The organism is Methylobacterium sp. J-088 (genome assembly GCF_022829295.1).
Taxonomy (GTDB): domain Bacteria; phylum Pseudomonadota; class Alphaproteobacteria; order Rhizobiales; family Beijerinckiaceae; genus Methylobacterium.
In genome coordinates, this window is the sequence record NZ_JAKSYH010000089.1 from 17,315 (window position 1) to 43,959 (window position 26,645).

Annotated in this window: 29 protein-coding genes and 1 other RNA gene; 15 read left to right on the forward strand and 15 right to left on the reverse strand. The window is 69.6% G+C overall.

Annotated elements, in window-relative coordinates; all coding sequences use genetic code 11:
- Positions 1–41 precede the first annotated feature (41 nt).
- Positions 42–785: a tRNA (guanine(46)-N(7))-methyltransferase TrmB gene (locus tag MKK63_RS10205; protein WP_244001260.1), complete on the forward strand. Its 744-nt coding sequence runs from the start codon at positions 42–44 to the stop codon at positions 783–785.
- A 177-nt stretch (positions 786–962) separates the two neighbouring features.
- Positions 963–2,690, forward strand: a complete 1,728-nt coding sequence (locus MKK63_RS10210) for a sensor histidine kinase (protein WP_244001262.1) — start codon at positions 963–965, stop codon at positions 2,688–2,690.
- Between the two features lie 18 nt (positions 2,691–2,708).
- Here MKK63_RS10210 and MKK63_RS10215 read toward each other — a convergent pair whose 3' ends face one another.
- Positions 2,709–3,569: a hypothetical protein gene (locus MKK63_RS10215; protein ID WP_276081798.1), complete on the reverse strand. Its 861-nt coding sequence runs from the start codon at positions 3,567–3,569 to the stop codon at positions 2,709–2,711.
- Between the two features lie 301 nt (positions 3,570–3,870).
- Between MKK63_RS10215 and MKK63_RS10220 the strand changes: the two genes are divergently transcribed.
- From MKK63_RS10220 to MKK63_RS10235, 4 genes are all read left to right on the forward strand, one after another.
- A complete protein-coding gene (locus MKK63_RS10220; RefSeq protein WP_244001266.1) occupies positions 3,871–4,470 on the forward strand; it encodes a superoxide dismutase in 600 nt (199 codons plus the stop codon).
- 203 nt (positions 4,471–4,673) lie between these two features.
- On the forward strand, positions 4,674–6,200 hold the full coding sequence (murJ, locus tag MKK63_RS10225) for a murein biosynthesis integral membrane protein MurJ (RefSeq protein ID WP_244001268.1): 1,527 nt from the start codon (positions 4,674–4,676) through the stop codon (positions 6,198–6,200).
- Between the two features lie 70 nt (positions 6,201–6,270).
- Positions 6,271–6,948 (forward strand): haloacid dehalogenase type II, encoded by a 678-nt coding sequence (locus MKK63_RS10230; RefSeq protein ID WP_244001270.1) that lies wholly within the window; start codon positions 6,271–6,273, stop codon positions 6,946–6,948.
- A gap of 107 nt (positions 6,949–7,055) precedes the next feature.
- On the forward strand, positions 7,056–7,415 hold the full coding sequence (locus MKK63_RS10235; protein WP_409564500.1) for a hypothetical protein: 360 nt from the start codon (positions 7,056–7,058) through the stop codon (positions 7,413–7,415).
- A 61-nt stretch (positions 7,416–7,476) separates the two neighbouring features.
- Here the strand turns inward: MKK63_RS10235 and MKK63_RS10240 are convergent, their stop codons facing one another.
- From MKK63_RS10240 to tlpA, 3 genes are read right to left on the reverse strand one after another with little or no spacing between them, the layout of a single operon-like run.
- Positions 7,477–9,234, reverse strand: a complete 1,758-nt coding sequence (locus MKK63_RS10240; RefSeq protein WP_244001272.1) for a carbamoyltransferase — start codon at positions 9,232–9,234, stop codon at positions 7,477–7,479.
- A gap of 59 nt (positions 9,235–9,293) precedes the next feature.
- Complete coding sequence (gene nhaA, locus MKK63_RS10245; RefSeq protein WP_244001274.1) at positions 9,294–10,496, reverse strand: Na+/H+ antiporter NhaA; 1,203 nt, start codon at positions 10,494–10,496, stop codon at positions 9,294–9,296.
- A gap of 57 nt (positions 10,497–10,553) precedes the next feature.
- Positions 10,554–11,195 carry a thiol:disulfide interchange protein TlpA gene (gene tlpA / locus MKK63_RS10250; protein ID WP_244001276.1) on the reverse strand — a complete coding sequence of 214 codons (642 nt, stop codon included), beginning with the start codon at positions 11,193–11,195 and terminating at the stop codon, positions 10,554–10,556.
- 42 nt (positions 11,196–11,237) lie between these two features.
- Here tlpA and argH point away from each other — a divergent pair, with 42 nt between their 5' ends.
- Both argH and MKK63_RS10260 read left to right on the forward strand, forming a co-directional pair.
- Entirely contained in the window at positions 11,238–12,617 is a 1,380-nt protein-coding gene (gene argH, locus MKK63_RS10255) for an argininosuccinate lyase (RefSeq protein ID WP_244001278.1), read from the forward strand.
- 202 nt (positions 12,618–12,819) lie between these two features.
- Positions 12,820–13,311: an AAA family ATPase gene (locus tag MKK63_RS10260; RefSeq protein ID WP_244001280.1), complete on the forward strand. Its 492-nt coding sequence runs from the start codon at positions 12,820–12,822 to the stop codon at positions 13,309–13,311.
- On the opposite strand, the gene MKK63_RS10265 is transcribed toward MKK63_RS10260, so the two are convergent.
- The gene (locus tag MKK63_RS10265) at positions 13,299–14,135 is read right to left on the reverse strand and encodes a hypothetical protein (protein ID WP_244001282.1); all 837 of its coding nucleotides are present in this window, start codon (positions 14,133–14,135) and stop codon (positions 13,299–13,301) included. The genes MKK63_RS10260 and MKK63_RS10265 overlap by 13 nt on opposite strands.
- Positions 14,136–14,590: 455 nt before the next feature.
- On the opposite strand from MKK63_RS10265, the gene MKK63_RS10270 reads away from it, so the two are divergent.
- Positions 14,591–14,872: a hypothetical protein gene (locus MKK63_RS10270; RefSeq protein WP_244001284.1), complete on the forward strand. Its 282-nt coding sequence runs from the start codon at positions 14,591–14,593 to the stop codon at positions 14,870–14,872.
- 106 nt (positions 14,873–14,978) lie between these two features.
- Positions 14,979–15,704, forward strand: coding sequence for an invasion associated locus b family protein (locus tag MKK63_RS10275; protein WP_244001287.1), 726 nt, complete (start codon positions 14,979–14,981; stop codon positions 15,702–15,704).
- Positions 15,705–15,780: 76 nt separating this feature from the next.
- Here the strand turns inward: MKK63_RS10275 and MKK63_RS10280 are convergent, their stop codons facing one another.
- Positions 15,781–16,059 (reverse strand): hypothetical protein, encoded by a 279-nt coding sequence (locus MKK63_RS10280; RefSeq protein WP_244001329.1) that lies wholly within the window; start codon positions 16,057–16,059, stop codon positions 15,781–15,783.
- A 524-nt stretch (positions 16,060–16,583) separates the two neighbouring features.
- Positions 16,584–17,267, reverse strand: a complete 684-nt coding sequence (locus MKK63_RS10285; protein WP_244001289.1) for an HAD family hydrolase — start codon at positions 17,265–17,267, stop codon at positions 16,584–16,586.
- A 157-nt stretch (positions 17,268–17,424) separates the two neighbouring features.
- On the opposite strand from MKK63_RS10285, the gene MKK63_RS10290 reads away from it, so the two are divergent.
- Entirely contained in the window at positions 17,425–17,745 is a 321-nt protein-coding gene (locus MKK63_RS10290) for a PetM family of cytochrome b6f complex subunit 7 (protein ID WP_161392694.1), read from the forward strand.
- A 336-nt stretch (positions 17,746–18,081) separates the two neighbouring features.
- Positions 18,082–18,738 (forward strand): peptide-methionine (S)-S-oxide reductase MsrA, encoded by a 657-nt coding sequence (msrA, locus tag MKK63_RS10295; protein ID WP_244001291.1) that lies wholly within the window; start codon positions 18,082–18,084, stop codon positions 18,736–18,738.
- A 30-nt stretch (positions 18,739–18,768) separates the two neighbouring features.
- Here msrA and MKK63_RS10300 read toward each other — a convergent pair whose 3' ends face one another.
- Together MKK63_RS10300 and mepA are read right to left on the reverse strand one after the other, a co-directional pair.
- Complete coding sequence (locus MKK63_RS10300) at positions 18,769–18,933, reverse strand: hypothetical protein (RefSeq protein ID WP_244001293.1); 165 nt, start codon at positions 18,931–18,933, stop codon at positions 18,769–18,771.
- Positions 18,934–18,982: 49 nt separating this feature from the next.
- Entirely contained in the window at positions 18,983–19,915 is a 933-nt protein-coding gene (gene mepA, locus MKK63_RS10305; RefSeq protein ID WP_244001295.1) for a penicillin-insensitive murein endopeptidase, read from the reverse strand.
- Positions 19,916–20,035: 120 nt separating this feature from the next.
- Between mepA and MKK63_RS10310 the strand changes: the two genes are divergently transcribed.
- The gene (locus tag MKK63_RS10310; RefSeq protein WP_244001297.1) at positions 20,036–20,419 is read left to right on the forward strand and encodes a PRC-barrel domain-containing protein; all 384 of its coding nucleotides are present in this window, start codon (positions 20,036–20,038) and stop codon (positions 20,417–20,419) included.
- On the opposite strand, the gene MKK63_RS10315 is transcribed toward MKK63_RS10310, so the two are convergent.
- From MKK63_RS10315 to fumC, 4 genes are all read right to left on the reverse strand, one after another.
- Positions 20,420–21,037, reverse strand: a complete 618-nt coding sequence (locus MKK63_RS10315; protein WP_244001299.1) for a ParB-like protein — start codon at positions 21,035–21,037, stop codon at positions 20,420–20,422.
- A gap of 82 nt (positions 21,038–21,119) precedes the next feature.
- Positions 21,120–21,350: a ribbon-helix-helix domain-containing protein gene (locus tag MKK63_RS10320; RefSeq protein WP_244001301.1), complete on the reverse strand. Its 231-nt coding sequence runs from the start codon at positions 21,348–21,350 to the stop codon at positions 21,120–21,122.
- A 34-nt stretch (positions 21,351–21,384) separates the two neighbouring features.
- Positions 21,385–21,582 carry a DUF4169 family protein gene (locus MKK63_RS10325; RefSeq protein ID WP_244001303.1) on the reverse strand — a complete coding sequence of 66 codons (198 nt, stop codon included), beginning with the start codon at positions 21,580–21,582 and terminating at the stop codon, positions 21,385–21,387.
- Positions 21,583–21,641: 59 nt separating this feature from the next.
- Positions 21,642–23,051, reverse strand: coding sequence for a class II fumarate hydratase (gene fumC / locus MKK63_RS10330; RefSeq protein WP_244001305.1), 1,410 nt, complete (start codon positions 23,049–23,051; stop codon positions 21,642–21,644).
- A gap of 120 nt (positions 23,052–23,171) precedes the next feature.
- On the opposite strand from fumC, the gene MKK63_RS10335 reads away from it, so the two are divergent.
- Positions 23,172–24,560: a cytochrome P450 gene (locus tag MKK63_RS10335; protein WP_244001307.1), complete on the forward strand. Its 1,389-nt coding sequence runs from the start codon at positions 23,172–23,174 to the stop codon at positions 24,558–24,560.
- A 105-nt stretch (positions 24,561–24,665) separates the two neighbouring features.
- On the opposite strand, the gene MKK63_RS10340 is transcribed toward MKK63_RS10335, so the two are convergent.
- Together MKK63_RS10340 and ssrA are read right to left on the reverse strand one after the other, a co-directional pair.
- A complete protein-coding gene (locus MKK63_RS10340) occupies positions 24,666–25,292 on the reverse strand; it encodes an SspB family protein (protein ID WP_244001309.1) in 627 nt (208 codons plus the stop codon).
- Positions 25,293–25,357: 65 nt separating this feature from the next.
- Positions 25,358–25,740, reverse strand: a transfer-messenger RNA (tmRNA) gene (gene ssrA / locus MKK63_RS10345).
- A gap of 75 nt (positions 25,741–25,815) precedes the next feature.
- Between ssrA and MKK63_RS10350 the strand changes: the two genes are divergently transcribed.
- Positions 25,816–26,589: a CPBP family intramembrane glutamic endopeptidase gene (locus tag MKK63_RS10350; RefSeq protein WP_244001311.1), complete on the forward strand. Its 774-nt coding sequence runs from the start codon at positions 25,816–25,818 to the stop codon at positions 26,587–26,589.
- Positions 26,590–26,645 lie beyond the last annotated feature (56 nt).

Below are 26,645 nucleotides of genomic sequence, written 5' to 3' on the forward strand. Positions count from 1 at the left end.
CTTTCGCTCTGCGCTGAACGGGCCGAGACCAAGTCGTTGCCATGTCTGAGATGAGCCGGCAGCCCGGTCCCTCGGCCGAGGAGCCGGAACGCGCCTTCTTCGGCCGGCGCAAGGGCAAGCGTCTGCGAGGCGAGCAGGAGCGGCGACTCGCCGATCTGCTGCCTAACCTGCGCGTGAGCCTGCCGCCGGACGATCGGACCCTCGATCCGCGCACGCTCTTCCCCGCTCCACCCGAAGCGGTTTGGCTCGAGATCGGCTTCGGCGGCGGAGAGCACCTCGCCGCGCAGGCCGCGGCCCAGCCCGAGATCGGCTTCATCGGGGCAGAGCCCTTCGTCAACGGCGTGGTGAAGCTGCTCGCCGCGATCGAGGCGCGGTCCGTACGCAACATCCGCATCCTCGACGAAGACGTGACCGCCCTGCTGGCGCGCCTGCCGGATGCCTGCCTGGACCGGGTCTACCTGCTCTATCCCGATCCGTGGCCGAAGCGGCGCCAGCGCAAGCGCCGCTTCGTCTCGGACGCCTCGCTCGCCGAGATCGGCCGGGTCCTCAAGGATGGCGGCCTGTTCCGCTTCGCCAGCGACATCGACGACTATGCCGGCTGGACCCTGGTGCGGGCCGCGCGCTGCCCGGTCCTGACTTGGACGGCGCGGGCAGCGTCGGACTGGACGAGAGCCTTCCCGGGCTGGCCCGGCACCCGCTACGAGGCCAAGGCGCTGGCGGCCGGACGGCGGCCGACCTACCTGGAATTCGCCCGCCTGCCGCGCGGCTCCGAAACTTCGGCCTGACGCAAGCCCGGCTTCCCCTTCGGCCGCCCAGGCTCTAAGCCCGCGGGAACGGGGCACCGCAATTCCAGTGGACCACCTTGCCACGGCCACGCTCGGGCGCCATCCTGATTCGGTCGTGGCGGGCGAGGGGCCAGCTCCTGCGGGAGCGCGCTGGGGCGGGTTCGAGGATTCGTCCAAGTGAGTGAGCGGGTGGCCCAGGGCCCGGCGGCGGACGACCCATATCGCGCCGGCTTCGAGGAGGCCGCGATCGGCCTCCTCGTGCTGTCGGCGGACGAGAGCGTGATCGCCGCCGCAAACCGGACCCTGCACGATCTGATCGGATGGGCGCCGGGCACGCTGCCCGGCCGGGCGGTGGCCGACGTGCTTGGCGGAGGCCCAGGAGACCGTCAGATCGGCCTTCAGGCTGGCCTCCAGGTCTGGCGACGGACGAGTGGCAGCCCCCTCGACGTGCGGGTAAGCCGGGCCGGCCGCACCCTCGTGGTTGAAGCCGTCGACGTGGATGTGGCCGCCCATTCCGAGGCGAACAGCGAGGCGCTGTCCGCCGCGGGTCTCGGCGAATGGCGCTGGGACCGGGCGACGGGTCTCCTCACCCTGTCTCGGCGCGCGGCACGGATCCTGGGCCGGCCGCCGGGCCGCTCCGTCTCGTGGGAGGACATGAAGACCAGCCTGTCGGAGGCCGAACTCGCGCGCCTCAGCGCGCTCATCGCCGAGGCGGGCGCGACCGGTTCGCCCTATCAGTTCGACACGCCCATCACGGTGGCCGGGCGGACGGTGATCCTGCGCGTTCGGGGACAGGCTGTGCTTGGCTCCGACGGCGAGCCCGCCAGCATGGTCGGCGTCATCCAGGACATCACCACCCGGGTCGAGGCCCGGGACGAGATCCTGTCCCGCGACCAGCGCCTGCGGGTCGCGACCACGATCGCGAAGCTCGGCATCTTCGAGTGGCACATGCTCGAGGACCAAGCGATCTGGGAGAACGAGCACATGTACGAGATCTTCGGGCACGCGCCCGAGGACGGCACCATCGGCAAGGCCGAGTTCCTGAACGACATCCTCCACCCGGAGGACCGCCCGGCCGTGCGCAAGGCGATCTCGCGGGCGCTGCGTGAGGACGGGATCCTGCAGATCGGTGGCCGCATCCGGCGCAAATCGGACGGCGCCTGGCGCACGATCGACATGGCCGGCCGGTTCGAGCGCGATGCCCCCGGCCGCCTGCCGCGCCGCCTGATCGGCGTGGTCGCGGACGTGACCGACCGGCGCCTCGCCGAGGAACGCCAGAGCCTGCTGATCCGCGAACTGCACCACCGGGTGAAGAACACGCTGGCCACCGTCCAGGCGATCGTGGGTTCCACGGCGCGGACGGCGTCCAGCATCGAGAGCTTCTACGAGGCCTTCGTCGGGCGCATCAAGTCGTTGGCCCACACGCACTCGGTGCTCACCGAGGACACGTGGCAGATGGCCTCGCTGGAGAACCTCCTGCTCAACGAGCTGAAGCCCTACGCGGAGGTGACCGCGGACGGCGGCGCGGAGGGTCGCATCAGCCTGTCGGGGCCGGCCATCGACCTGCCCTCCGAGATCGCGGTGCCGATCGGGATGGCGATCCACGAACTCACCACCAACGCCGCCAAGTACGGGGCGCTCTCGAACCGCACGGGACGGGTCGCGGTGGAGTGGACCCTGGAGCCCGGCGGACCGGCCGGGATCCTGCGCTTCTCGTGGCGGGAGACCGGCGGGCCGCCGGTGGCACCGCCGAGCCGCCAGGGTTTCGGCTCGCGGCTGCTCCAGAGGGTCCTGATCGCACAGGTCCAGGCCGAGGTGACGACCGACTACGCCCCCGGCGGCTTCGCCCTCACCATGCGGGCCCCGATCCCGCCGCGCAACGACAGCCTCAACCCGCTGGTGTGATCCCCCCGAAACGGGCGCTCAGGCTGCGCCCCGCGTGCCGGATTCGCCGCCTCCGTCCACGAAGGCCTTCAGCTCGTCGAGGGACGCGAAGGTGAACCGGCCCTGCGGCGTCTCTGCCTCGATCGAGCCGTTCTCGAACATCACGTAGGTGTTGCCGCCCGAGGCGTAGCGCCCGACCACGGTGCGCGTGTCGGGCTGCGGGGCCGAGGGCTTCGGCTCGGGCTCGGGGGTCAGATGCGCAGGCGGCCCTGCCCCCGGTCCAAGGAGGGACTCGGGCGCGGCGAACAGATCATCCTCGGGGGCGATCACGCCTGCCGGCTGCACCCCCACGGACTGCACCGCCTCGGATCGAGGCGTCTCCGGCTGGGACGGGGGGATCGGCCCCCGCGGGACGATGGGCGGTACAGGGGTGTACAGGGTCGGCTCGGACCGGACCGGTTTCGGTAGATCGGCCGGCACAGGTGAAGCCGCCTCCGGCCGGAGATCCAGGTTTGGCTCGATCCGAGGGCGCTCGGGATCGAAGGGCGGCTCGACCACCGATGGCACGATGAAGGCTGGGGCCGCGGGCAGAATCGGCAGCCGAGCCCGGCCCTCGTCGGCGGTGTTCGGCGCCGCGCCGGGCGAGGCAAGGAGCGCAGCTTCGGGCGAGACCTGCCGCGGCCCCGATGTCGGAACCTGTTCGATCGCCCGCGCGACGCGCCGGAAGCTGACGGCGAGCACGCCGAGGCCCAGCAGGACCGCCCCCGATGAGGCCGCCACCGAGCCCGCGATCACCATCGCGAGTCCGCTCTCCAACCGTACATACGGGAAGCCCTGGATCACGGCGGCGCAGCCCCCGATGATCATGGCGGCGGCGAGCGCGAACAGCGCAGCGATCATGAGACTCTCTGGCACGTGCCGGCTCCCGCCGGCCCTAAAGGCGTTGCGCACAGTAAGGCCTGGCCGGGATATTGCAAAACCGGACGGCGAGATCTCCCGGGATAGCGCACGCCGCCGGTTGTCTGTGGCGGGGCCCGAGCAGCCTAGCGGCTTCCGTTTCCGGAAGTTCCCACGTGGCCGGCCCGGAACGGCGTTGCCGTCCTGCGGCGCCCGACTTACCTAGCGGTCTCTCGACTCGGGAGCCCCCGCCGGGACGAGGCTGCCCTTTGCCCATGTTCTTTGCCAAGCGGAGACAGACGCGATGACCTTTACCCTGCCGGAACTGCCCTACGCGTATGATGCGCTCGGGCCGTACATGTCGAAGGAAACCCTCGAGTTTCACCACGACAAGCACCACAAGGCCTATGTCGATACGGGCAACAAGCTGCTCGAGGGCACCGATCTCCAGGGCAAGAGCGTCGAGGAGATCGTCAAGGCCGCCTACAACACGAATCAGCCGCTCTTCAACAATGCCGGCCAGCACTACAACCACATCCACTTCTGGCAGTGGATGAAGCCCAACGGCGGCGGCGCGATCCCGGGTGCGCTCGCCAAGAAGATCGACGAGGATCTCGGCGGCGCCGAGAAGTTCAAGGCGGACTTCATCCAGGCGGGCATTGGCCAGTTCGGCTCGGGCTGGGCGTGGCTGGCCGTCAAGGACGGCAAGCTCGCCATCATGAAGACCCCGAACGGCGAGAACCCGCTGGTCCACGGTGCGAAGCCGATCCTCGGCGTCGACGTTTGGGAGCACTCCTACTACATCGATTACCGCAACCGCCGGCCCGACTACCTCAAGGCGTTCATCGAGAACCTCGTGAACTGGGAGCACGTCGAGAAGATGTACGCCGAGGCAACCGCCTGAGGCGTCCAGCCGGTGTCGCGGGCCTTGTGTCCGCGGCACCCTTGAGGTGGCCGAAGAAACCGGCTCTTGATGCGCGCATCATCGGATGACCCGGTGCTGAAGGGTCCGGCCATTCCTTTGCGATCAATATCCGTGACGGTGGAACAGCGCTCCTTCACCCTTCTGCGGGGAGAGCGGCGCCGAACAGCGTTGCGCCCGAATCCATGATCCGCTCCATCCTCTCGGTCGGCGGCTGGACCCTGGTCTCGCGCGTCACCGGCTTCGCCCGGGACGTTGTGATGGCCGCCGTGATGGGCGCCGGGCCCATGGCGGACGCGTTCGTGGTGGCGTTCCGGCTGCCGAACCATTTCCGCGCGATCTTCGGCGAGGGCGCGTTCAACACCGCCTTCGTGCCGGCTTATGCCGGGCTCGCGGAGGCCGGTGAACCGGGGGTCGCGCACCGCTTCGCCGATCGCGTCTTCACGCTGATGCTGATCGTGCAGCTTGTGCTGCTCAACCTTGCTCTTCCGGCGATGCCCTGGGTGGTTCACGCCCTGGCGCCGGGCTTCGCCGAGGATGGCGAGCGTTTCCAGCTCGCGGTGGCGCTGACCCGGATCACCTTCCCGTACCTGCTGTTCATGACGTTGGTGACGCTGCTGTCGGGCATCCTCAATGCCCACCGGCACTTCGCCGTGGCGGCCGGCGCGCCGGTGCTGCTCAACCTCGCCATGCTGGCGGCCCTGTCGGTGAGCTTCCTGTTCCCGAACGCTGCCTACGCGGCCGCTTGGGGAGTGGCCGTCTCGGGCGTGCTCCAGTTCGGCCTGCTCTGGTGGGGCTGCCGGCGAGTGCGCGTGATGCCGGACCTCGCCGTGCCGCGGGCCGATCCGGCCTTGAAACGCTTCTTTGCGGTGCTCGGGCCGGCGGTGATCGGCTCCGCCGGATTCCAGATCGCGGCCTTCGCCGACACGATCATCGCGAGCTGGCTGCCGACCGGCGCGGTCTCGGCGCTCTACTACGCCGATCGGCTCTACCAGCTCCCGTTCGGGGTCATCGCCATCGCGGCCGGCACGGTGCTGCTGCCCGAGATGAGCCGCCGGATCGCCGCTGGGGACGTCGCCGGGGCGCATGCGGCCCAGAACCGGGCGGCGGGCTTCTCCCTGGCGCTCTCGGCGCCGTTCACGGTGGCGTTCCTGACCATCCCGGGTTTGATCATGGCGGCCCTGTTCCAGCGCGGCGCCTTCAGCGCGGAAGATGCCGCCCGGGCCGCCTCGGTGCTGGCGGCCTACGGCTTCGCGCTGCCGGCCGTGGTGCTGGTCCGCAGCGCGACGGCGAGCTTTTATGCCCGCCAGGACACCAAGACCCCGCTCTGGGCCTCGCTCACGGCGATCGGGGTGAACGTCGCCCTTAAGCTTTGGCTCACCGGTCCCTATGGTGTGACCGGACTGGCGCTCGCCACAGCGGTCGCCCAGTGGGTGAACCTGATCCTGCTGCTCGTCCTAGCCAAACGCCGGAACTGGACGGCACCGGGGCGCACGCTCGGGCTCACCGTCGCGGGGGTCGTGCTCGCCTGCCTCGGTCTCGCGGTGGTGGCCGTCTACGGCCAGGGCCTCGCCCAGGCGCTGGTTCCGGCCCTGTCGCACGGGCGCGAACTCGCCGTTCTGGCACTGCTCGGGCTCGCCGGCGCGGTGGTCTATGGCGGCCTGCTGGCAGGTTTGCTGCACCTGTTCGGCCTGCGCCTGCGCCGTGCGTGAGAAAAAGGTCGGGCTCGCCGCGGTGCGGGTCCGGCCCCAGATCGGGCGGTAGCACCTAGAGAGGATCGCCATGACCGACGCATCAGGACTGCTCGCGGGCGTGAAGGCCGCCGTCTTCGACGCCTACGGCACGCTGTTCGACGTCAACGCCGCGGTCCAGCGCTACGCTGGGGCGGTGGGGCCGGACGCCGACCACCTGTCCGAGGTCTGGCGCACCAAGCAGCTCGAATACAGCTGGACCCTGTCGCTGATGGGTCGCTACGCCGCCTTCTGGGACCTGACCGTACGGGCCCTCGACTACGCGCTCGCGGTCCACCCGAACGTCGATGCGGGCCTGCGGGAGCGGTTGCTCGACGCCTACCGCGACCTCGAGGCCTATCCGGAGGTGCCGGGCGTGCTGGCGGCCCTGCGCAAGCGCGGCATCCGCACCGCGATCCTGACTAACGGCAACGCCGCCATGGTCGACCGCGCCGTAGCCTCGGCGGGGCTGGCCGATCACCTGGACGCCGTGCTGTCGGTGGACGACGCGCAGGTTTTCAAGACTCACCCCGACGCCTACCGGAGCGCCCTGACCCGGCTCGCTGTCGGGGCAAGGGACGTGCTGTTCTGCTCCTCAAACCGTTGGGATGTGGCGGGGGCGACCGCCTTCGGGTTCCGCACCGCCTGGGTCAACCGCAAGGGGCTGCCGGAGGAATACGCCGACCTCGCCCCAATGACTGTGGTGGAGAGCCTCGACGGGCTGCTCTGATCCCATCCGAGCTCGAATCGTCCGGTTCATATGGCACATGTTCGCATTGGGCGGCTTCGGGGATTTTTAATCCTCCGGTGTTGGATTGTGCTCAACACGAACGGGAGATGTTGCGCGTGTCCTTCAGCGGTTCCTTCACGATGACTCGCGCCGGGGCCGCCGCCCTTGCGACGACCCTGGTGCTCGGGGCCGTCGCCCCGGCCACCGCCCGCGACCAGACCGGCGCCATCGTCGGCGGCCTCGCGGCTGGCGTGGTCGGCGGCGTCGTGGGCAGCGCCCTCATCAACGGCGCCAACAACCCGCCTCCGCCCCCGCCGCCGGAGTACCGTCCGCGCCGCGTGCTCGTCGAGGAGCCCGAGCCCGTCGTGATCCGCGAGCGCCGCGGCCCGATCTGCCACTACGAGCGCCGCAAGGAGTGGCTCGGCGACGGCGAGTTCACCTACCGCCGCGTCGAGGTTTGCGAGTAAGCTTTTCGCACGGGCTGCAGCACCAAATCACGCGCCGCGTCTCTTCCGGGCGCGGCGCGTCTCATTTCACCACCAGCCAATCCTCGACCACGAGGGCGTCGAGGCCGGTGGTGTAGAACATCAGGATCGCGTCCTCCGCGCTGTGGAGGATCGGCTTGCCCATGACGTTGAAGCTGGTGTTGAGCAGGATCGGCACGCCCGTGATAGCGGCGAAGGCTTCGATCAGCGCGGCGTAGGCGGGGTTGCGCGCCGCCGTGACGCTTTGGAGCCGGCCGGTGCCGTCTGCGTGCACGACCGCCGGCACGCGGGCACGGACCGCCTCCCGCCAGACCAGGGTGCGCTCCATGTAGGGGCTGTCGGCGTAATCCTCGAACCAGTCCGGCCCGGCCTCGGCCAGGACCGAGGGGGCGAAGGGCCGGAACGCCTCGCGGTACTTCACCTTGGCGTTAAGCGCGTCCTTGGCGCCCTCCGGCCGTGGATCCGCGAGGATCGAGCGGTTGCCGAGCGCCCGGGGCCCGAACTCGGCCCGGCCCTGCACCCAGCCGACGAGGCCGCCCTCCGCTAGGATTCGCGCCGCGGCCTGCGTCGCCTCCGCGTGGCCGACACGCCGGGCGCGGGGCTCCTGCTCGGCAAGGCGCTCCATGGGGGCGGTCGAGACCCGCGAGCCGAGATAGGGTGAGAGCGGGCGTTGCTCGCGCGGCGGCCCGGCCCAGTCCGGATGATCCTCCGCGTAGGCGAGCCACGCGGCCCCGACCGCGTTGCCGTCATCGGCCGGGGCCGAGGGCACGTGCAGCCGGGCGAAGCCGGAGCGGCCCAGAACCCGGCCGTTGAAGGACGAGTTGAGGCCGCAGCCCCCGGCGATCACCAGGTTCTCGGAGGGCGCCAGCGCGTACGCCTCCGCCACCAACGCGTCCATCAAAATCCCAAAAAAATCCTGGCCGCAGCGGGCGAGGTTGGCCCAGCCGTTCTCCAGGGCATCCGCCGGGCGACGCGCGCGGATCTCCTCGGCGACGGCCCGGATCGTCTCGGCGTCGGCGTAGCGCAGGCGACCGGCTTCGACCGTGCAGAGGCGGGCGAGGAGCGCGGCGAGGTCAAAATCGGGCTGGCCGTAGGGGGCGAGCCCCATGATCTTCCACTCCTCGCCCTTCACTTGGTCGAAGCCGGCGAGATCGGTGATCAGCCCGTAGAGGAAGCCGAGCGACCCGCGCCCGCGATGGCGGCGCAGCTCGGTGATCCGGCCCTCCTCCATCCGGTAGATCGCAGCCGCGCCGGTTTCGCCCATGCCGTCGACCACCAGGGCGGTGGCCTCCGCGAAGGGGCTGCCCCAGAGGCCGTAGGCGGCGTGGCAGAGGTGGTGCGGGTAGCGCCGCTGCCCGGCGATCGTGGCCCGGGGGGCCGCACCGGTGATCCGCGCCTCCTGGTTCAGCGCCAGCAGGGTGCCGTGGCCGGCCCGCTCCTGCGCGCCGTGAAGATCGGCGATGAACACCCGCTCCGCCTGTTCGGGGACGAAGGAGCGGTTGAGCGCGGTGGTGTGGGCGGCGAGCGCCATCAGGTCGAAGGCGCCGGCGCCGGCTTGGCCCCGCAGGAAGTCGCTGAACTGCGCACCCCACGTGGAGGCGATCACGAGTTCCGAGCCCGGCGGCACGTGCTCCTTCAGCAGTGAGGCCATCCGGGCCGGGGCGTCCGGCTCGCAGTTCGGCGCACGCTTGTACTGGAGGTGGCGCTCCGCAGCCTCGGCGAAGAGCAGGGTGCCGTCGGGCCCGACCAGTGCGAGGGCCGGATCGTGAAAGGTGGTGGCGAGGCCAAGATAGAAGCGCATGCCAGCAGGGGGTAGCGCATTTCGGCCCGTGCCGCGAAGCCGGGGTCGCGCGGACGGGTTCAGGCCGCGGCAGCGCGGGGCCGGGCGAGGAGGAGGATCGCCGCGCCCACGAGGCCCGACAGCGCGGAGCCCGTGAGCACGCCGAGCTTCACCGCGGTCTCGTGCTGCGGGTCCGCAAAGGCGAGGCCGCCGATGAACAGACTCATGGTGAAGCCGATGCCGCACAGCACGGCGACGCCGTAGACCTGCCCCCACCCCGCGCCGGCCGGGCGCTGCCCGAGCCCGAGCGCGACGGCGAGCCGCAGGCTCGCGAATACGCCGGCTTGCTTGCCCAGGAACAGGCCGGCCGCGATGCCGAGCGTCACGGGCTGGAGCAGCGCGTCGCCGGTCAGGCCGGTCAGGTTCACGCCCGCATTGGCGAAACCGAAGACCGGCACCACCCCGTAGGTGATCCAGGGGGCCAGCGCGTGCTCCAGCCGATGCAGCGGCGAGAGCGCGTCCTCGGGGCGACCTGGGCTGACCCGGATCGGGATGGTGAGCGCCAGGAGCACGCCCGCGATGGTCGCATGGATCCCGGAGCGCAACACGAGGACCCAGAGCACGAGGCCGAGAATCAGGTAGGCCGGAAGCCACGATACGCCGGCCCGGTTGAGTCCGTAGAGGCCGGCGACCACGAGGGCGGCCAGTCCCAGCATCGTGAGGTCGAGGCCGGAACTGTAGAACAGTGCGATCATCAACACGGCGCCGAGATCGTCGATGATCGCCACCGCGCTGAGGAAGATCTTCAGGGAGACCGGTGCCCGGGACCCGAGGAGTGCCAGGACACCGAGCGCGAAGGCGATGTCGGTGGCGGCCGGGATTGCCCAGCCCCGCAGGGTGTCACTGCCGACATTGGCGAGCGCGTAGAATCCGGCCGGAACCGCCATGCCGCCGAGTGCCGCGAAGCCGGGTAGCATCCGGTCCGGCCAGGTGCGCAGCCGCCCGTCCAGCGCCTCGCGCTTGATCTCCAAGCCGACCAGCAGAAAGAACCCGGCCATCAGCCCGTCGTTGATCCAGTGCTGGACGCTCATCGGCCCGAGGGCGTTGTGGAGCGCGTGCGCGTAGGTCCCGGCAAACGGCCCGTTGGCGATGACGAGGGCGAGCGCCGCCGCGCCCATCAGGATCAGCCCGCCCGCCGCCTCACTGGCGAGCAGCGTGCGGATGGCCGAAAGGGGGCGCGGGCCGCGCCTCGGCGGGGTGCGATGGGGGGCTGGCGATGTCATCGCGGCAGGCCTTGCCGCGCATCGGAGGCGGGGGCAAGCAAGCTGGACAGAAAACCTCTACGACGTCCGCCCCAGAGCCGCGCGGATCAGCGCCAGCCCATCCGGGCTCGACCACGCGGCCGGCCCCTTCATCACCCCGAGGGTGCAGCCCTGCGCGTCGATCAGCATGGTGGTCGGCAGGCCGGGGGATTGGGTGTCGCGCTGGATCGCCGGGAGCACGCGCCCGCCGGGATCGGCATAGAAGGCGAGATCGTGGATGCCGGCCTGTTTCAGCCATTCAGGCGGCTTCTCCAGGTTGCGGGTGTCGACATTGATGGCGACGACTTGGAAATCCGACCCACCGAGTTGCGTCTGAAGCTGGTCGAGCGCCGGCATCTCGGCTTTGCAGGGGGCGCACCACGTCGCCCAAAGATTGACCAGCAGCAGCCGGCCCTTGAGATCGGTGAGCTCGGTCTCGGCCCCGCCCGGGCCCTTGAACCGGATCTCGGGAGCGGGCCGGGCCTGCGGCAGGGCCTGCATGGCGGCGACCTCGCCCTTCGCGGCGGCGTCGACCCGGGCGAGTGCCGGCTTGGCGGCAGCGCAGGGCTGGAGCGCCCCGCCCGTGTTGCCGGGCAGGAGACCGCTCCCGTATAGGGCGATCCCGAGGACGGCGAGCGCGACGACGCCTGCGCCGGCCAGGATGGGTGTGCGGCTGGGCATCAGCTTTGCCTGCCGGGACGTTCAGGGCGCGGAAGGATCGACATGAGCAACCGGATGTGGGGCGGCCGCTTCGCGAGCGGCCCGGCGGAGATCATGGAGGAGATCAACGCCTCCATCGGATTCGACAAGCGCCTCGCGCCCCAGGATATCCGCGGCTCGCTGGCGCATGTGGCGATGCTCGGCCAAGCCGGCATCCTGCCCGCGGAGGATGTGGCTGCGATCGAGGCCGGGCTCAAGTCCGTGCGCGACGAGATCGAAGCCGGCACCTTCGTGTTCAAGCGCGAACTCGAAGACATCCACATGTCGGTGGAGAGTCGGCTTACCGAGATCGTCGGCACGGCCGCCGGGCGCCTGCATACGGCGCGCTCGCGCAACGATCAGGTCGCCACCGATATGAAGCTCTGGGTGCGCGACACCCTCGATTCCCTCGACCAGCAGGCCGCCGACCTGCAGCGGGCGCTGGCCGAAAAGGCGCTGACGCACGCCGAGACCGTGATGCCGGGCTTCACCCATCTGCAATCGGCCCAGCCGGTGACCTTCGGCCACCATTGCCTGGCCTATGTCGAGATGCTGGCCCGCGACCGGGGGCGGTTCCGCGACGCCCGGGCGCGGCTCAACGAATGCCCGCTCGGCGCCGCCGCGCTCGCCGGCACCTCTTTCCCGATCGACCGGCACGCCACCGCGTCGGCGCTCGGCTTCGACCGGCCGACCGCCAACTCCCTCGATTCGGTCGCCGACCGCGACTTCGCCCTTGAATCGCTCGCGGCTGCCTCGATCTGCGCCGTGCATCTGTCGCGCTTCGCCGAGGAGCTGGTGGTCTGGACCTCGGCGCAGTTCAACTTCGTGCGGCTGTCGGACGGCTATACCACCGGCTCGTCGATCATGCCGCAGAAGCGCAACCCCGATGCCGCCGAGCTGGTGCGGGCGAAGTCCGGCCGGATCATCGGCGCGCTGACCGGCCTGCTCGTCGTCATGAAGGGGCTGCCGCTCGCCTATTCGAAGGACATGCAGGAGGACAAGGAGGGCACGTTCGACGCGCTCCAAGCGCTGTCCCTGTGCCTGGCCGCCATGACCGGCATGGTGAAGGACCTCGAGCCCAACGCCGCGGTGCTCAGCCAAGCCGCCGGCTCGGGCTACGCCACCGCCACCGATCTCGCCGACTGGCTGGTGCGCGAACTCGGATTGCCGTTCCGTCAGGCGCACCATGTCACCGGCCGCCTCGTCGGCGCCGCCTCGGCCAAGGGTGTCGGGCTTGAGGAACTGTCGCTGGCCGAGATGCAGGAGGCCGAGCCGCGGATCACCGAGGCGGTCTACGCGGTGCTCGGCGTCGAGAACTCGGTGGCGAGCCGCACCAGCTACGGCGGCACCGCGCCCGTGAACGTGCGCAAGCAGGCGCAGGGCTGGATCGAGCGGCTCGGCTGAGCGGATCCGGCCGCCCTGTGCAGGACACCCCCTGGCCAAGGCGGCCGGGCGATGGCACGGTTCGCCCATGACCTTGTGGGTTCACAGCGCGGGGACCGCGATTCGCGGTCGCATTTGATACCCGGTCTGATCCGTCAGGCCGGGCGATCCCGCATGTGAACGCCTTCGCGGCCTCGGTGCCGCAAGCTCAAGGTCTCCCACCATGTCCAGGAACGATGCGACGCTGCACCTTGTGTGCGGCAAGATCGCGGCCGGAAAATCGACGCTCACCGCCCGCCTCGGGCAGGAACCCGACACCGTCGTGATCGCAGAAGATCACTGGCTCGCCCGGCTCTATCCCGACGCGCAGACCTGTCTCGCCGACTACGCCCGCAACGCGGCGCGGCTGCGCGACGCTATGGGGCCGCACATCGTGTCCCTTCTGAGCCTCGGCGTGTCGGTGGTTCTGGATTTTCCGGCCAACACGCTGACCAACCGGGCCTGGATGCGGACCCTGTTCGAGGCGGCCGGTGTCGCGCACCAGCTCCACGTCTTCGATGTGCCCGATGCGGTCTGCAAGGCCCGCCTGCTCCGACGGAACGCCGAAGGCACGCACGACTTCACGGTGACGGAGGCGGATTTCGATCTGGTCAGCCGCTATGTCGTCCCGCCCGCGCCGGAGGAAGGCTTCGATCTCGTCACTCACCAGCCGTGAGAGGCAACCGGTCGAGGGGCGCTGGTGGAAGGCAGGGACAGTCCCAAAGGCCAGACCGGAATCGGCTCGTCCGGCTCGGCGTGGCCTGCCCGGCTCGGCCGCCTGCTGATCAAGGCCGCCATCGCGTGCAGCCACGCCACGGCCTCTTCGAACAGTCTGTGGGCCTTGACCAGGATGTCCTCATCGCCCGGGCTGCCCGCTCCACTCGGAGAAGCGCTGTTGGGTGCGGTTCCGGAATCCACCGGCCGCCGGATCTCGCCGTTGGCCTCGGCCTTCTTCGGCGCTGCCGTATCCGGCGCCTCGCTCTTCGTCTTGGCCTGCGTCACCTCGGCGGCGGCCGAGGCTGCCTCTCCGATCAGGGATCCCGCATCGATCGCGTCTCCGGCCCGGGACGGGGCATTCATCCGCGCGGCGGCCTTGGCCAGGGCGGGCGATACGACGTCCGGCTGCGCCTCCGCGACGGCGTAATCCTGGGCGGCATCAGCGATCACGCGGGCAAGCATGGCCAGATCCCGGGCGATCTGGCGGGCCGCCTTCCGGTCGCTGGAGGCCGCTGCCGCCCGGGCCTCCGCCTTGAGCCGCGCGAGCTTCCGCTCCGCCTCCTGCAGCGTATGGGCCGCCACGGCGTGCGCGCCCGGCGGGGCCGAAGCCATGGATGCGAGCAGGCTCTCCATCTCGGCCCGACGCGCGCGGCGCAGGGCTTCCAGGGCGGGGTCGGTCCGGACGTCGTCCTGCGCCCGCGCCCGGCGCTCCCCGGGAGCCGGATCCCTCACCGCCGTCGCGGAGCGCGGGACCGGCAGCACCCTGTTCACGGCTCCGATCATGGCGGCTTCACCGTCCGTGGGAGCGGCCCTGAGTTGAGTGACGGACTCATACGATGCGGCAAAGAAATGGTCCCGCATCGACGCGGGATTTGCAAGTGATAAAATCCGAATGTCGAGATGAGTTCGCAGCATCTGGAATTAGAAAGCGAATTATTTGGCGAGGGCCTGACTTGCCCGGAGCCGTAAGCTCCGATCTGGAGCGGATTAGCCTCCTAGGTGCAGGGCAATTCTATGGCTTGCCCGGATGCTTCTTGGTTTGGTCAGCGAATCCTTGATGACAAAAACCGGTGCGCGGGGCTGGTCCCGGCTCACGCCAGGCCAGTGTGTGCGCCATCCCGCTTACCCACAGGCGGGGAAGAAAATTGTGCGGTGCAACCATCCGCCAAGTCGTGCGTTCACCATCTGGCTAAGTCCGACCCGCTACAAGCTTTGCCGTGTGGAACGGAGTGCGCAGGATGCCTGTCGAGAGTTGGCTGCAGCCGGAAGAGGTTTCGGATCTGGCGGCACGGGCGACGGCGATGATCGATGCCGCCCTGACCGGTTCCGGCCTGACCCGGGAGGCCTACTGGGCCGCCGTGCGCAAGGGCTACAACACCCCCTACAACGATCCGCCCCGCAAGCAGGCCGTCCCCGCGCAACCGAACGCCGTTCCGATGGCTATCGGTGAGACGGTCGAACCGGTTGCCGCCGCAGCGGTGGTGATCGCCGCGCAGGCCGTGGAGGCACGCGCGATCTGATGCGGATGGCGCTCTCTCGCCATCTTGCAGACGTTTTACGCAAGCTTCACTAATCCTGAACCCCGGTCCGGCCCTTGAAAGGGCCGCCCGTCGTCAGGAAGTGAAGATGGTCCGCGCCTCACGTCTGCTCCCGGTCGGAGCTCTCTTCTTGCTCTCATCCGGTCTCGTCACCGGTGTCTTCGGAGGTCTGCTCGGCGTCCCGGGCCTGTCCGCCACGGTCGCGTGGGCACAGGACGCTGCGGTCGATACCAGTGGGGACGATGCGGCCCCGGCCCAGCGTGGGCGTCGGCGCGGTCGCCAGCGGCCGGCGGCCCGGGCCGAGAAGAGGGCGGTGACGCCCCCTGGCATGCAGCAGGCCACACCGGTAGCGATCTTCGGTGACTGGAACGTATTCGTGAACGGCGACGGCCGCACCAAGCTCTGCTACGCGATCGCGCAGCCGCAGGCCCGCTCGCCCAAGACCCTCAAGCGCGATACCGCCTACCTGTTCGTCAGCGTGCGCAAGGGCGAGAACGTCCAGAACGAGGTGGCGGTGATGCTGGGCTTCCCCTCGAAGCCCGCGGCCTCCCAAGTCAAACCCGGCTCGGCCGCCACCCCCACGGACCCGAGCCTCAACCTCGGCAGCAACCGCTACGGCCTCGTGGTGAAGGACGGGAACGCGTGGCTGCAGAACCCGGCCGAGGAGGCCCGGGTCGTTTCCGAGATGAGCACCCGCAACCCGAAGCTCATCATCAAGACCACGTCGATGCGCGGTAATCCCACGAGCGACGAGTACGCGCTCGGCGGCTTCGCCGAAGCCATGAAGCGCACCCGCGAGGAATGCGGGCGGTAGCGCGCTCGAACCGGATGATCCCCCCTCCGCCGAAGCGTGTCGGCTGCTTCAGCGGAGGGGTGTTGCGATGCACCGATCAAGCGCGGCGGAGCTGGGCCCGCTCCTGCCCGGCGCCGGGGTGAGCGCGGGCGCGCACGCGCTCCCGGGCCGCGCGGGTCGCCTGCTCGGCGGTCCGGAAGAGGGTGCCGTCGAGCCCATCGAAATCACGGGCGGATGAGAAGAACCGGACCCCGCGCCCTTCTGGCACGGCGATCCCGGCGGTGATCTCACCGATCTCGATCACCCGCGGCGGCCCGGCCGGACCAGGCAACGGAATGGTGGCCGGATCGGCCGCCTTCAGGCCCTCTCCGGGCATGTGTTCTGCAAAGAGACTGTGCATGGCACTTGGAACTCCCTGGGCCGGCGTGAAGCCATGCCGGATAGCGATGACTGCTGGATGATGGTCGACACGCTAGCGTCGACAGCGCCGGTGTCGGGCGCGGCAGCAAGGCACGTTCGGGAGCGTAGGGTGGTCGACCGGGGGTCTCTTCGACATCGGATGTCCTCCAGACTGAAGGACCGCGCGGCACGAAGGCCGTCGCAGTGCTTTAGCGTTTGATGACGCGGCGCAAGCTACGCTTCTCAAATCACCGCGACCGACGCGGGCGCGAAGCCACATCGGCACTTCCGAAGATGGCGATGCGGCGACGGACCGTCAACGGAAGCGATTTCCGTTTTCGGAGCTGCGCCTGGGAGGGAAGTGGCCCCGGTTCCGCTTCCTAGTGCTCTGACGCATTCACTTCGTTCATGCGAGTGAGCACTAGTTCTTTGGTTTTGCATCAATTTTTCCAGACTTGGCTGACGCCTCAGTCTGGATCGATGCACTAGAGACGAGACCCTTCAAGCCTCCGCGATCACCGCGGCAAGATCGGAAAAATCCGAGAAGATCCGGGTGGCGCCGGCGTGCACGAGGTCCGCTCCGGCGAGGTCGTGGACCCAATGGCCGCCGCCGGTGAAGCCGGCGACCCGCATGCCGGCGCTCCGGGCGGCCGTGACGCCCGGCACGCTGTCCTCGATCACCAGACACGCCTCGGCCGGGACCCCCATCCGGTCGGCGGCGAACAGGAACAGGTCCGGGAACGGCTTGCCCCGCTTCACCTGCGCCGAGGAGAACACATGCGCGCCGAACAGCGGCAGAAGCCCGGTCAGCGTCAGGGAATGGCGCAGCCGGACCGGATCGCTGCTGGAGGCCACGCAACGCGGCAGGCCGAGGGCCGCCACCGCCTCGGCGACGCCACGCATCGCCCGCAATTCGGCATCGAACAGCGCGAGCGTCTCGGCCTTGACCGCCTCGACAAAGCCCTCGGGCGCCGTAACCCCATAGTCCCGGGCGATATGCGCCATGATCGAGGGCATGGAGGTCCCGGTGAACCGCGCCCGCACGGTGGCGAGGTCGATCGCCACGCCGATCCGGTTGAGGCCGGTCGTGAGGCAGGCGAGGCTGAGGGGCTCGCTGTCGACCAGGACGCCGTCGCAATCGAAGATCACGAGGCCGAGGGAGAGTGACGTCGCGCGTGCGTCCAAGGCCGACCGTTCCCGCACGGCCCGCCGCCGCCCGCTGCCTGTGACATGGGCGTCCCGGACCGGCAACCGGACGCGCCGGTGGTTGCAACCGGCGGCCCGGCCCCATACTCCCGGGACGGGCGCCCGCCGGGCGCGCAAGGCTTCGAAGACGTCCGCGATGTTCCGCTTCCTGGTCCGCGTCCTGGGCTTCCTGCTGATGGCCGGCGGCTTCGTCGCGCTGGTCTATGACGGTGCCCGCTCCATCGCCAATAACGGCCTGCGGGTGACGCCGCTCTCAGAGGTGATCGCCGCCCTGTTCAAGGACCGGGCCGGCGCCCTGCAGGGCAGCGTCGAGGGGGCGGCGCCCTGGCTCTGGCATGTGCTGGGCCTGCCGCTCACCCTGGCGCCGGCCTCGCTGATCGGGCTTGGTCTCGGCGCGGTCCTGCTCTGGCTCGGCCAGCCGGGCCGTGAGCCGATCGGGTTCCTCACGAAGCCCTGATCGCCAAGCACAATCCAAGATAGGGATGCCGGACGGTTTCGGGATGCGGCTATCACACCTGCTCCCTCATCCTGAGGTGACCGCGAAGCGGGCCTCAAAGGAAGGCTCCAGGGATCGCGGCGCCCTCTGAAGGGCACCTTCGAGGCCTTCGCTGCGCTGCGGCACCTCAGGATGAGGGCGTGAGTGGGACGACACCCGTGACGGCGTCGCCTGCCCGGAACGCATAGGGCCCTCTATCGGCCGTCGATGAGCCGGATGTCCCCCGGCTGCCGGATGCTTTCTCCGAAGTGGACATCTACCCATATTGGGCGGGACCCGAGACCGGGAGGCAACCCGATGTTTCTGTTCCGCAAGCGCCCCGAGATGCCGAGCCCCGCCGAGGCCCTGCCGGGGCGTCCGACGCCGCTGTCGACGGCCGAGACCCACTTCGTCAACGGCAACCCGCTCAAAGGGCCTTATCCACCGGGCATCGAGACGATCGTCCTCGGGCTCGGCTGCTTCTGGGGCGCGGAGCGTCGCTTCTGGCAATTGCCCGAGGGCGTGTTCGCGACGGCCGTGGGCTATGTCGGCGGTTACACCCCGAACCCGACCTACGAGGAGGTCTGCACCGGCCAGACAGGCCACAACGAGGTCGTGCTGGTCGCCTTCGACCCGGCTTTGCTGCCGCTGGAGTCGGTGCTGCGGACCTTCTTCGAGAGCCACGATCCGACCCAGGGCCTACGCCAGGGCAGCGATGTCGGCACCCAATACCGTTCAGGCATCTACACGAACGGCCCCGCTCAGGAGGCGACCGCCCGGGCGGTGCGCGAAGCCTATGCCGAAGCACTGCGGCAGCGCGGCTTCCCGAACGTGACCACCGAGATCAAGCCGCTGGAGCATTTCTACTTCGCGGAAGGCTACCACCAGCAGTACCTCGCCAAGAACCCGGGCGGCTATTGCGGCCTCGGCGGCACCGGCGTCAGCTGCCCGGTGGGGACCGGCGTCGCCGCCTGACGCCTTTCAGGACTTGCCGCCGGACGATCCTTACGGGCTCCCGCGGGGCTTGGGCGGCATGCCCGTCGAGGCGGGGGCGGGAGCGTTGCCCACGAGCGGCGGCGTGCTGTTCGGGCTGCGCAGCACGATCAGCACGCTGCCCAGGACCGAGAGGGCGATGGCGGTGGCGAAGATGAGGAAGAGCCAGCGGGGCATTCCGGGGCGTTAGCACATCGCGCCGGTTCGTGAACTGCCCCTGATCGCCTCACGGTGCCTTCAGCACCGCCCGGCACGCGTTCGGGAGCGCCCCCATGGTCATGGCGGGCTTGGGCTTCGGCGGCACCTTCGTTGGCTTCGGGTGCAACACCGCATCCGAGAACCAGTAGCCGAGGTCGTCGCAGCCGTCGCCGCTCGGGGGGGCGCCCTGCGGCTGGCAATCCTCCTGGTCGGCAGGGCAGGCGAGCCGGATATGGTAGTGGTAATTGTGCCCGTACATCGGGCGCACCTTGGACATCCAGCGGCTGCCCGCGGCGTCACGGCAAAGGGCCTTCTTGATCGCCGCGTTGACGAAGATGCGCTCCACCTCCGGCTGCTCGGCGGTGAGCTTGATCAATTGCAGGTGCGTCGGCGTCCAGACGCGCGGGTCGATGTCGAGCCGGTCGGGTCGGACCATGTCGGTGGCGGAGGTCTCCTCGCGCTCCGCCCGGCTCATGCGGTGATCGGGCATGGGCGTCAGCCAGACGTCGGCGTCGATGCCGATCTGGTGCGAGGCGTGGCCGGTGATCATCGGACCGCCCCGGGGCTGGGCCATGTCGCCGACGAGCAGCCCAGGCCAGCCGACCCGGGCGGCCTTCTGCGACAGACGCTCGACGAAATCGACGAGATTGGGCGTGCCCCACATCCGGTTGCGGGACGGGCGCATGATCTGCCAGTTCGGTCCGTCGAGCGGCAGCGCCTCGCCGCCGGCGAAGCAGCCCTTCGCGTAGAATCCATAGATGTGGGCCGGTCCCGCGGTGGCCTTCGTCACGCGCCCGAACAACGCCTTGGCGGGCGTCGAGGGCGCGTCCGGATGCTCCAGGGGCGGCAGGGGTTTCGGGGCGACGCTGCCGCGGTCCTGGGCCTGCGCAGCAGCGGGCAGGAGCAGGGCGGCGAGCGCGAGGCTCTGGGCCAAGGACGAGGCGAGGCGCGGCATCGGCATGCGGTGATGGTCGTCCGTCTAGAAGCGCGGGCGCGGGTGCGTGCCGGCGGGTGCGTGCTGGAACGTGGCCCACGCCCGGGGCGTTTTTCGGGCAAACACGCGACATATCGGGAGGCGCCCATGCCAGGGACCGGTCAGCCTGCCCCGCGGGAACCCCGCCGCCTGATCGCCAGCGACCGGGTCATCGGCACCGATGTGCGCCGGCGCGACGGGAGTCGAATCGGCCGGATCGAACGTCTGATGCTCGACAAGGTGTCCGGCCGGGTCGTCTACGCGGTGATGAGCTTCGGCGGCTTCCTGGGGCTTGGTGAAGATTTTTACACGTTGCCCTGGTCGGTGCTCCAGTTCGAGCCCCGGCAGGACGCCTACGTGCTCGACCTCACGGAAGAGCAGTTGCGTGCTGCCCCGGCTCGCTCCCCCGAGGGCACCGATCCGGCCGCGGACGGCGCCTGGGTGGAGCAGATCCACCGCTACTACGATGTGGCGCCCTACTGGGGGATCTGATCAGCCTTCCGAGGGGCCGCACCAGCCCGGGAGGTACCCGGCGCCCTTCGACTTAGCCAGCGCCATGGCCTTCTCAAGGGCGTCGGAGAAATCGTTCTCGACCCGCTTCTCCTTGATGTTGCGCCGGAGGAAATCCGCCCACAGGAACTCGCTGAACGGCGTCGTGTCCTTGGCGAAGCCACCGGCCCGGCGCAACTCGCCTGCGAGGCTGCGGAAGGGATCGTCTGCCAGATCGGCGATCGCCTTCGGGAGATCCTCGAAATCCCGGCGCACGCCCTCGGCATCGTAGGTGTAGACCCAGGATTTGTGGTCGCACACCGTCCAGAACGCATCCTTCTCAAGATGGTGCAGGTCGGCGATCACCGTCACCAGCACCTCCTTCACCTCTTCTTCCTGCAGGGCGCGGGAGAGGTGGTGATGGTCCACCACGTAATGGCGCTTCTTGGGGCCCAGCACCGTCGGGATCATGTGCGCGCCGAGGAAGGCCCGTTTCTTCTCGCCGTCATAGCTGCGCCAGCGACGGCGCTTCTCCGCAACCTCCCGGTAGCCGACCGTCATCTGAGTCGGCCGCAAGTCGGCGATCGGAACGGGTTTGAGCAGCGGTTCGCGCGTGGTCATGAGCGATGCACCCTACGTTGGTCTGTCGCGCAGATGTCACACTTTGCCGCAGGCGGGAAGCTCGGGCTGGCCTGGGGCTGCTTCACGTTTGCCGGATCGGCGGTCGGCGCACGGCCTCCAGTACGAACACCCGGATCGCCGAGGACAGGTTCTGGCCGCCGCGCCCGGCATCGATGGCGCCGATCAGCGCCTGGACCGATTGGCCCCGTGCCGCCGCGACCTCGCGCAAGGCCGCCCAGAACGGATCCTCCAGCGACACGCTGGTGCGGTGACCCGCGATCATCACGGAGTGCTTGGTAAGGCCCGCGCTCATACAGAGGCGGCCGCACGGGTATAGGATCGGATCCTCATTCCGCCGGATCGGACTCGCCCCGTTCGAGGCGATGGCCCTCGTGGCGCTCGGTCTCCAGGGCCTTGCGCCGCTGCTGCAGGGTCTTGGCTTTCTTCGGCTGCCCGAACGCGATCCGGTTCGATTCTGCCTTGGCATCGTCGGCCGCGCGAGCCTTCGCCTTGCGGACCTGACGCAGGTTGATGATCTCGGCCACGGATCGCCTCCCGATAGTGCCGACCGGCGCGTGACATCCGCGCCGGCCAAGTCGCAAATTTAGTCGACGCGGGGGGCCAGCATGGTCTCCGGCCGGACCACGCGCTCGAACTCTTCCTCCGTCACGTAGCCGAGGCGCAGCGCTTCCTGCTTGAGGGTGGTGCCGTTCTTGTGCGCGGTCTTGGCGATCTCGGCGGCCTTGTCGTAGCCGATCGAGGGGGCCAGCGCGGTCACCAGCATGAGCGAGCGGCTCATCAGGTCGGCGATTTTGTCCTCGTTGGCCTTGACGCCCACGACGCAATTGTCGGTGAAGCTGATCGCCGCATCGGCGAGCAGGCGGATCGATTGCAGCACCGCGTTGGCGATCACCGGCTTGAACACGTTGAGCTCGAAATTGCCCTGGGAGCCTGCGAAGCTCACTGTGGTGCCGTTGCCGATCACCTGGGCGCAGACCATGGTCAAGGCCTCGCACTGGGTCGGGTTGACCTTGCCGGGCATGATCGACGAACCGGGCTCGTTCTCCGGCAGCGACAGCTCGCCGAGGCCGGAGCGCGGGCCCGAGCCGAGGAAGCGGATGTCCTGGGCGATCTTGAACAGGCCGGCGGCGAGCGCGGCGAGCGCGCCCTGCGTGAACACCAGGGCGTCATGGGTGGCCAGCGCCTCGAACTTGTTGTCGGCCGAGGTGAAGGGCAATCCAGTCAGCTCCGCGGCCTTGGCGGCGAAGCGCTCGGCGAATTCCGGATGGGCGTTGAGGCCGGTGCCGACCGCGGTGCCGCCCTGGGCGAGCGCCAGCACCCCCGGCAGCGTTGCGGCGACCCGCGAACCGCCCAGCGCCACCTGGGCGGCGTAGCCCGAGAATTCCTGGCCCAGCGAGACCGGCGTCGCGTCCTGAAGGTGCGTGCGGCCAATCTTGACGATCGACGCGAAGGCCTGGGCCTTGGCGTCGAGCGCTCCATGCAGGTGGGAGAGCGCCGGCAGCAGCCGCCCCTGGATCTCGCGGGCTACCGCGATGTGCATGGCGGTGGGAAAAGTGTCGTTGGAGGATTGGCCGCGGTTGCAATGGTCGTTCGGGTGGACCGGGGACTTCCCGCCGCGCTGGCCCCCTAGCCGCTCGTTGGCGAGGCTCGCGATCACCTCGTTGGCGTTCATGTTCGACTGCGTGCCCGAGCCGGTCTGGTAGATGACCAGGGGGAACTCGTCGTCGTAGCGGCCCTCCACGACCTCGGCGGCCGAGGTCGCGATGGCGTCGGCCAGCTTCGGGTCGAGGGCGCCGAGATCCTTGTTCACCAGGGCGGCGGCCTGCTTCACCACCCCGAGGGCGTGCACCAGCGGCGCCGGCATCCGGTCGGTGCCGATCTTGAAGTTCTGGATCGAGCGCTGCGTCTGCGCGCCCCAGTAGCGATGCGCCGGGACCTCGATCGGACCGAACGTATCGGACTCGGTGCGGGTGGCGGTCTCGGTGGGCGACATCGTGGCCTCTACGTCTGGTGCAGTGCGGTGCCTACTTAAATGAGGCGCCGATGAATCGCGATGCCGGTTTTCCGCAGCGCGCCGACAAGGGCGGGGCTCTGTTCCCGCCGGAAGGAGCCGATGAGCGCGACGATCGACCTGCCCGAGCCCGCCACCCGGTTCCGCCCTACCGTGCCACCTCCGCTCAAGGAACCGCTCGGCCTGTTCGCGTTCCTGCGGGCGGCGCGGAAGAATCCGATTACCACGTGGATGGACGCGCATTTCAAGCTGCCGGTGGTGGCGGCCGAGGGTGCGATGGGCCGGATCACCCTGGTGAGCGACCCGGCGCTGGTTCGCTACGTGCTGATCGAGGACGCCGAGAATTACCGCAAGGACGACCTCCAGCGCCGGGTTCTCGCCCCTGGGCTCGGTAACGGCCTGCTCAGTGCCGAGGGCGACGAGTGGCGGCTTCAGCGCCGGACGCTGGCACCGATCTTCAACGCCCGCACGGTCCAGGGCTTTTCCGACGCCATGAACGCCGCCGGGGCGCGGCTCGGCCGGCGTCTCGCCCGCCGGGCCGGCAAGCAGGTCGACGTCGCCCTGGAGATGACCCGGGTCACGCTGGACGTGCTGGAGCGGACGATCTTTACGCAGGGGTTGCCGGGCGATCCGGACGCCCTCGGGCGCGCGATCACCCGGTTTTTAGAGGCGGTGGGACCGATCGACCCGCTCGACGTGTTCGGCGTACCCGATTTCGTGCCGCGGATCGGCCGCCTGCGGGCGCGCCCGGCGGGTCGCTTCTTCGCCGAGGTAGTCGATGAGCTGATCGCCAGGCGCAGGGCGCTGATGGCGCAGGACGAGGCGCCGCGCGATCTGCTGACGCTGCTGCTCGCCGCGCAGGATCCCGAGACCGGCACCGGCCTCTCGGACCTCGCCGTGAAGGCCAACATCGTGACCTTCATCGCCGCCGGTCACGAGACCACCGCCAATTCCCTGACCTGGACGCTGTATTGCCTGTCGCAGGATCCTGCTGCCCAAGCCCGGATCGAAGCCGAAATCGATGCCGCCGGACCGGGGGACTTTTCCGTGGAGCGGCTACCCTACACGCGGGCGGTGATCGAGGAGGCGATGCGGCTGTTCCCGCCGGTGCCGTTCCTTAGCCGACAGGCGGTGCGGGACGACCGGTTTGGCCGGATCAAGGTGCCGCGGGGCTCGCTGGTCATGGTGGCCCCCTGGGTGCTCCACCGCCACCAGTTGCTCTGGGACGATCCGGAGGCCTTCGTTCCGGAGCGGTTCCTTCCCGAGAACCGTGACAGCATCGCGCGCTTCACCTACCTGCCGTTCGGGGCGGGGCCACGGGTCTGCATCGGGCAGAGTTTTTCGGTGCAGGAGGCGGTGATCCTGCTGGCGCATATCGTGCGGGCCGTGCGGTTCCACCTGCCGGCCGATCACCCGCCGGTCACGCCGCTGCACCGGGTGACGCTGCGGCCGGAGCACGGGCTGCGCATGGAGGCCGAGGGGCGGGGCTAAGCGCCCCGTCACGCCTCAAGCTGACGGGTAATGCGATCGTAAAGCCGGGACGCAATGATGAGATCGCCGAGGCCGAGGGCCGACATGTGATTCGGCCCGGCCGGTTCAGCTCTTCTTGCGGAACGCGTCTAGGCTCACGACCTCGGCGCCGGCTTCCTCGCCCTCCTTCTTGGCGGCGGGTCGGGGTGCCTTCTCGTCCGGCTTGGGCGAGCCCTTGTCGCTCGCCGCCGCGGGAGCCGGCAGACCCTTCGGCGCAGCTGCGCCGATCGTAGCGAGCCCCGCACCCTTGGGGCGAACCTCGCCGGGCTCGGAACCAGCCCCGCGCGGGCCGGCCTTGGCCGGGGTGGCGTTCGCCTCCTCGGGCGCCTCGCCGGCCTCGCTCAGATCGAACTTCAGCCCGAACTGCACGGAGGGGTCGAAGAAGCCTGACAGCGCGTCGAACGGCACCAGCAACCGCTCCGGAACGCCCGAGAAGGACAGGCCGACCTCGAAGGCGTGCTCGGTGACGTTGAGGTCCCAGAACTGATGCTGCAGGACGATCGTCATGTCCTGCGGGTACTTCTCGCGCAGGGCCTGCGACATCCGCACGCCGGGCGCCTCCGTCCGGAACGAGACGTAGAAATGGTGCTCGCCCATCAGCCCCTCGCGGGCCGCGTCGGTCAGCACCTTGCGCACGACGCCACGCAGGGCGTCCTGTACCAAGAGATCGTAGCGGATCAGGTCGTCTGCCATCAGCGGTTGCGCTCTCGCCCGGTCTGCCCGGCGCCCCGCCGCGGATGGCCGGACCGAGGACTTGGAGTGGAAGCTTCTGGTGCCGGGTGCCTCCGAACCCCGCCTATGCGGTGCTACCCGCTAGGTCTTCAAGTCGGTATTGGGGGCCGCTTACGCGGCCACCGCCACCGGAGCAAAGTTGTCGTTGGCAACTCTTGCAACGGCCCGATAACGGCGGAACCATGCCGAGCGAAAGTCCAACCTTTACGCCCTCGTCGATCCTAAGTCGCCCCCGCCGGAGCCCAGGCTTCTGACAACGCGCCTTGCGGCAGCATGTCCTGGGTTCCGGTGGAGGCGCCGGGTACCGCCCCCGGGTCCGATAGGTTTATTGCGAAGAACGTTTATCGCCATAGCCGGCCTCGCGACCGGCTCCCGAGATATAGAGGGGATCGGTCCGGTTTTGAAGCCCGATCGTGTCGCGCCACCGCCTCTTATCGCGCCTCCGGGCGAGGCTGTTGCCGGAAGTGCGCAGTCGGGCGCCCCCATGCCGGATCAGCGAGGCCGTCTCGACCGGATCTGGTCCGCGACTTGGCGCCTCGGTGCCCTGATCGGCCTGGTGATCCTCTATCTCGGCGCAGCGAGCGTGCTGTCGCTCGCCGCCGTACGCGTCGGGTTCGATCTGTGGAGCGGGATCGACCCGTTCCTGCCGCCGGAGCGGCGCCCGTTCCTCGGCGCGGTGGAACTCGCCCACCGGGCCTTCGCGGTCGACGCCCTGCGGCAGGTTTTCCTCGCCCTCCTGGTCATCGGCGGGGCGTGGTTACGGGACCGGGCCGGGTGGCGCCGCCGCCTTGCCCTCGACCGCGAGCGCCCGAACGGGATGCGACCCGTCCTCCTTCTGGGGATCCTGTTGGCCTGGCCGGTGCTGCACATCGTGTGGGTGACCGGTACGGCTGAGCTGTTCGGCGCGAGCTTCGGCCAGCACGTGCGGCTGTCGCCCTTCATGAGCCAGGCCGCAGTGGCGGCGTGGCTCGCCTATCTCACGATCCTGGCCCCCGTGGCCGAGGAGCTGCTGCTGCGCGGCGAGGCCTTCGCCCGCGCCCAGGCCGCCGTCGGGCCCGTGGGGGCGATCCTGGTCACCGCTCTGATCTTCGCGGCCGCCCATGTCTCGTCCTGGGGGCTCGCCCGGCCGGTCTCGCTGCTGCCGCTGGCCCTGGCCCTCGGCTGGCTCCGCTGGCGGACCGGCCGGCTCTGGCCTGGCATCGCCCTGCACGGCTGGTCGAACCTCGCGCTCGTGACCTATCTGCTCTGGCCGAGCTGATCACCCTGATGCGCGACGGCGGTGCATAGATGCTGCCGGCGCGCTTGCCCGGCGGC

Bases quoted from the DNA above. Each gene is read 5' to 3' on its own strand.
- argH (WP_244001278.1), top strand. From the start codon at position 11,238: ATGAGCAACCGGATGTGGGGCGGCCGCTTCGCGAGCGGCCCGGCGGAG.
- MKK63_RS10230 (WP_244001270.1), top strand. From the start codon at position 6,271: ATGACCGACGCATCAGGACTGCTCGCGGGCGTGAAGGCCGCCGTCTTC.
- MKK63_RS10270 (WP_244001284.1), top strand. From the start codon at position 14,591: ATGCCTGTCGAGAGTTGGCTGCAGCCGGAAGAGGTTTCGGATCTGGCG.
- fumC (WP_244001305.1), bottom strand. From the start codon at position 23,051: ATGTCGCCCACCGAGACCGCCACCCGCACCGAGTCCGATACGTTCGGT.
- MKK63_RS10350 (WP_244001311.1), top strand. From the start codon at position 25,816: ATGCCGGATCAGCGAGGCCGTCTCGACCGGATCTGGTCCGCGACTTGG.
- MKK63_RS10275 (WP_244001287.1), top strand. From the start codon at position 14,979: ATGGTCCGCGCCTCACGTCTGCTCCCGGTCGGAGCTCTCTTCTTGCTC.
- MKK63_RS10320 (WP_244001301.1), bottom strand. From the start codon at position 21,350: ATGAGCGCGGGCCTTACCAAGCACTCCGTGATGATCGCGGGTCACCGC.
- MKK63_RS10300 (WP_244001293.1), bottom strand. From the start codon at position 18,933: ATGCCCCGCTGGCTCTTCCTCATCTTCGCCACCGCCATCGCCCTCTCG.
- MKK63_RS10235 (WP_409564500.1), top strand. From the start codon at position 7,056: ATGTTGCGCGTGTCCTTCAGCGGTTCCTTCACGATGACTCGCGCCGGG.
- tlpA (WP_244001276.1), bottom strand. From the start codon at position 11,195: ATGCCCAGCCGCACACCCATCCTGGCCGGCGCAGGCGTCGTCGCGCTC.
- MKK63_RS10260 (WP_244001280.1), top strand. From the start codon at position 12,820: ATGTCCAGGAACGATGCGACGCTGCACCTTGTGTGCGGCAAGATCGCG.
- nhaA (WP_244001274.1), bottom strand. From the start codon at position 10,496: ATGACATCGCCAGCCCCCCATCGCACCCCGCCGAGGCGCGGCCCGCGC.
- msrA (WP_244001291.1), top strand. From the start codon at position 18,082: ATGTTTCTGTTCCGCAAGCGCCCCGAGATGCCGAGCCCCGCCGAGGCC.
- MKK63_RS10340 (WP_244001309.1), bottom strand. From the start codon at position 25,292: ATGGCAGACGACCTGATCCGCTACGATCTCTTGGTACAGGACGCCCTG.
- MKK63_RS10265 (WP_244001282.1), bottom strand. From the start codon at position 14,135: ATGATCGGAGCCGTGAACAGGGTGCTGCCGGTCCCGCGCTCCGCGACG.
- MKK63_RS10280 (WP_244001329.1), bottom strand. From the start codon at position 16,059: ATGCCCGGAGAGGGCCTGAAGGCGGCCGATCCGGCCACCATTCCGTTG.
- murJ (WP_244001268.1), top strand. From the start codon at position 4,674: ATGATCCGCTCCATCCTCTCGGTCGGCGGCTGGACCCTGGTCTCGCGC.
- mepA (WP_244001295.1), bottom strand. From the start codon at position 19,915: ATGCCGATGCCGCGCCTCGCCTCGTCCTTGGCCCAGAGCCTCGCGCTC.
- MKK63_RS10205 (WP_244001260.1), top strand. From the start codon at position 42: ATGTCTGAGATGAGCCGGCAGCCCGGTCCCTCGGCCGAGGAGCCGGAA.
- MKK63_RS10215 (WP_276081798.1), bottom strand. From the start codon at position 3,569: ATGATCGCTGCGCTGTTCGCGCTCGCCGCCGCCATGATCATCGGGGGC.
- MKK63_RS10310 (WP_244001297.1), top strand. From the start codon at position 20,036: ATGCCAGGGACCGGTCAGCCTGCCCCGCGGGAACCCCGCCGCCTGATC.
- MKK63_RS10290 (WP_161392694.1), top strand. From the start codon at position 17,425: ATGTTCCGCTTCCTGGTCCGCGTCCTGGGCTTCCTGCTGATGGCCGGC.
- MKK63_RS10335 (WP_244001307.1), top strand. From the start codon at position 23,172: ATGAGCGCGACGATCGACCTGCCCGAGCCCGCCACCCGGTTCCGCCCT.
- MKK63_RS10220 (WP_244001266.1), top strand. From the start codon at position 3,871: ATGACCTTTACCCTGCCGGAACTGCCCTACGCGTATGATGCGCTCGGG.
- MKK63_RS10315 (WP_244001299.1), bottom strand. From the start codon at position 21,037: ATGACCACGCGCGAACCGCTGCTCAAACCCGTTCCGATCGCCGACTTG.
- MKK63_RS10240 (WP_244001272.1), bottom strand. From the start codon at position 9,234: ATGCGCTTCTATCTTGGCCTCGCCACCACCTTTCACGATCCGGCCCTC.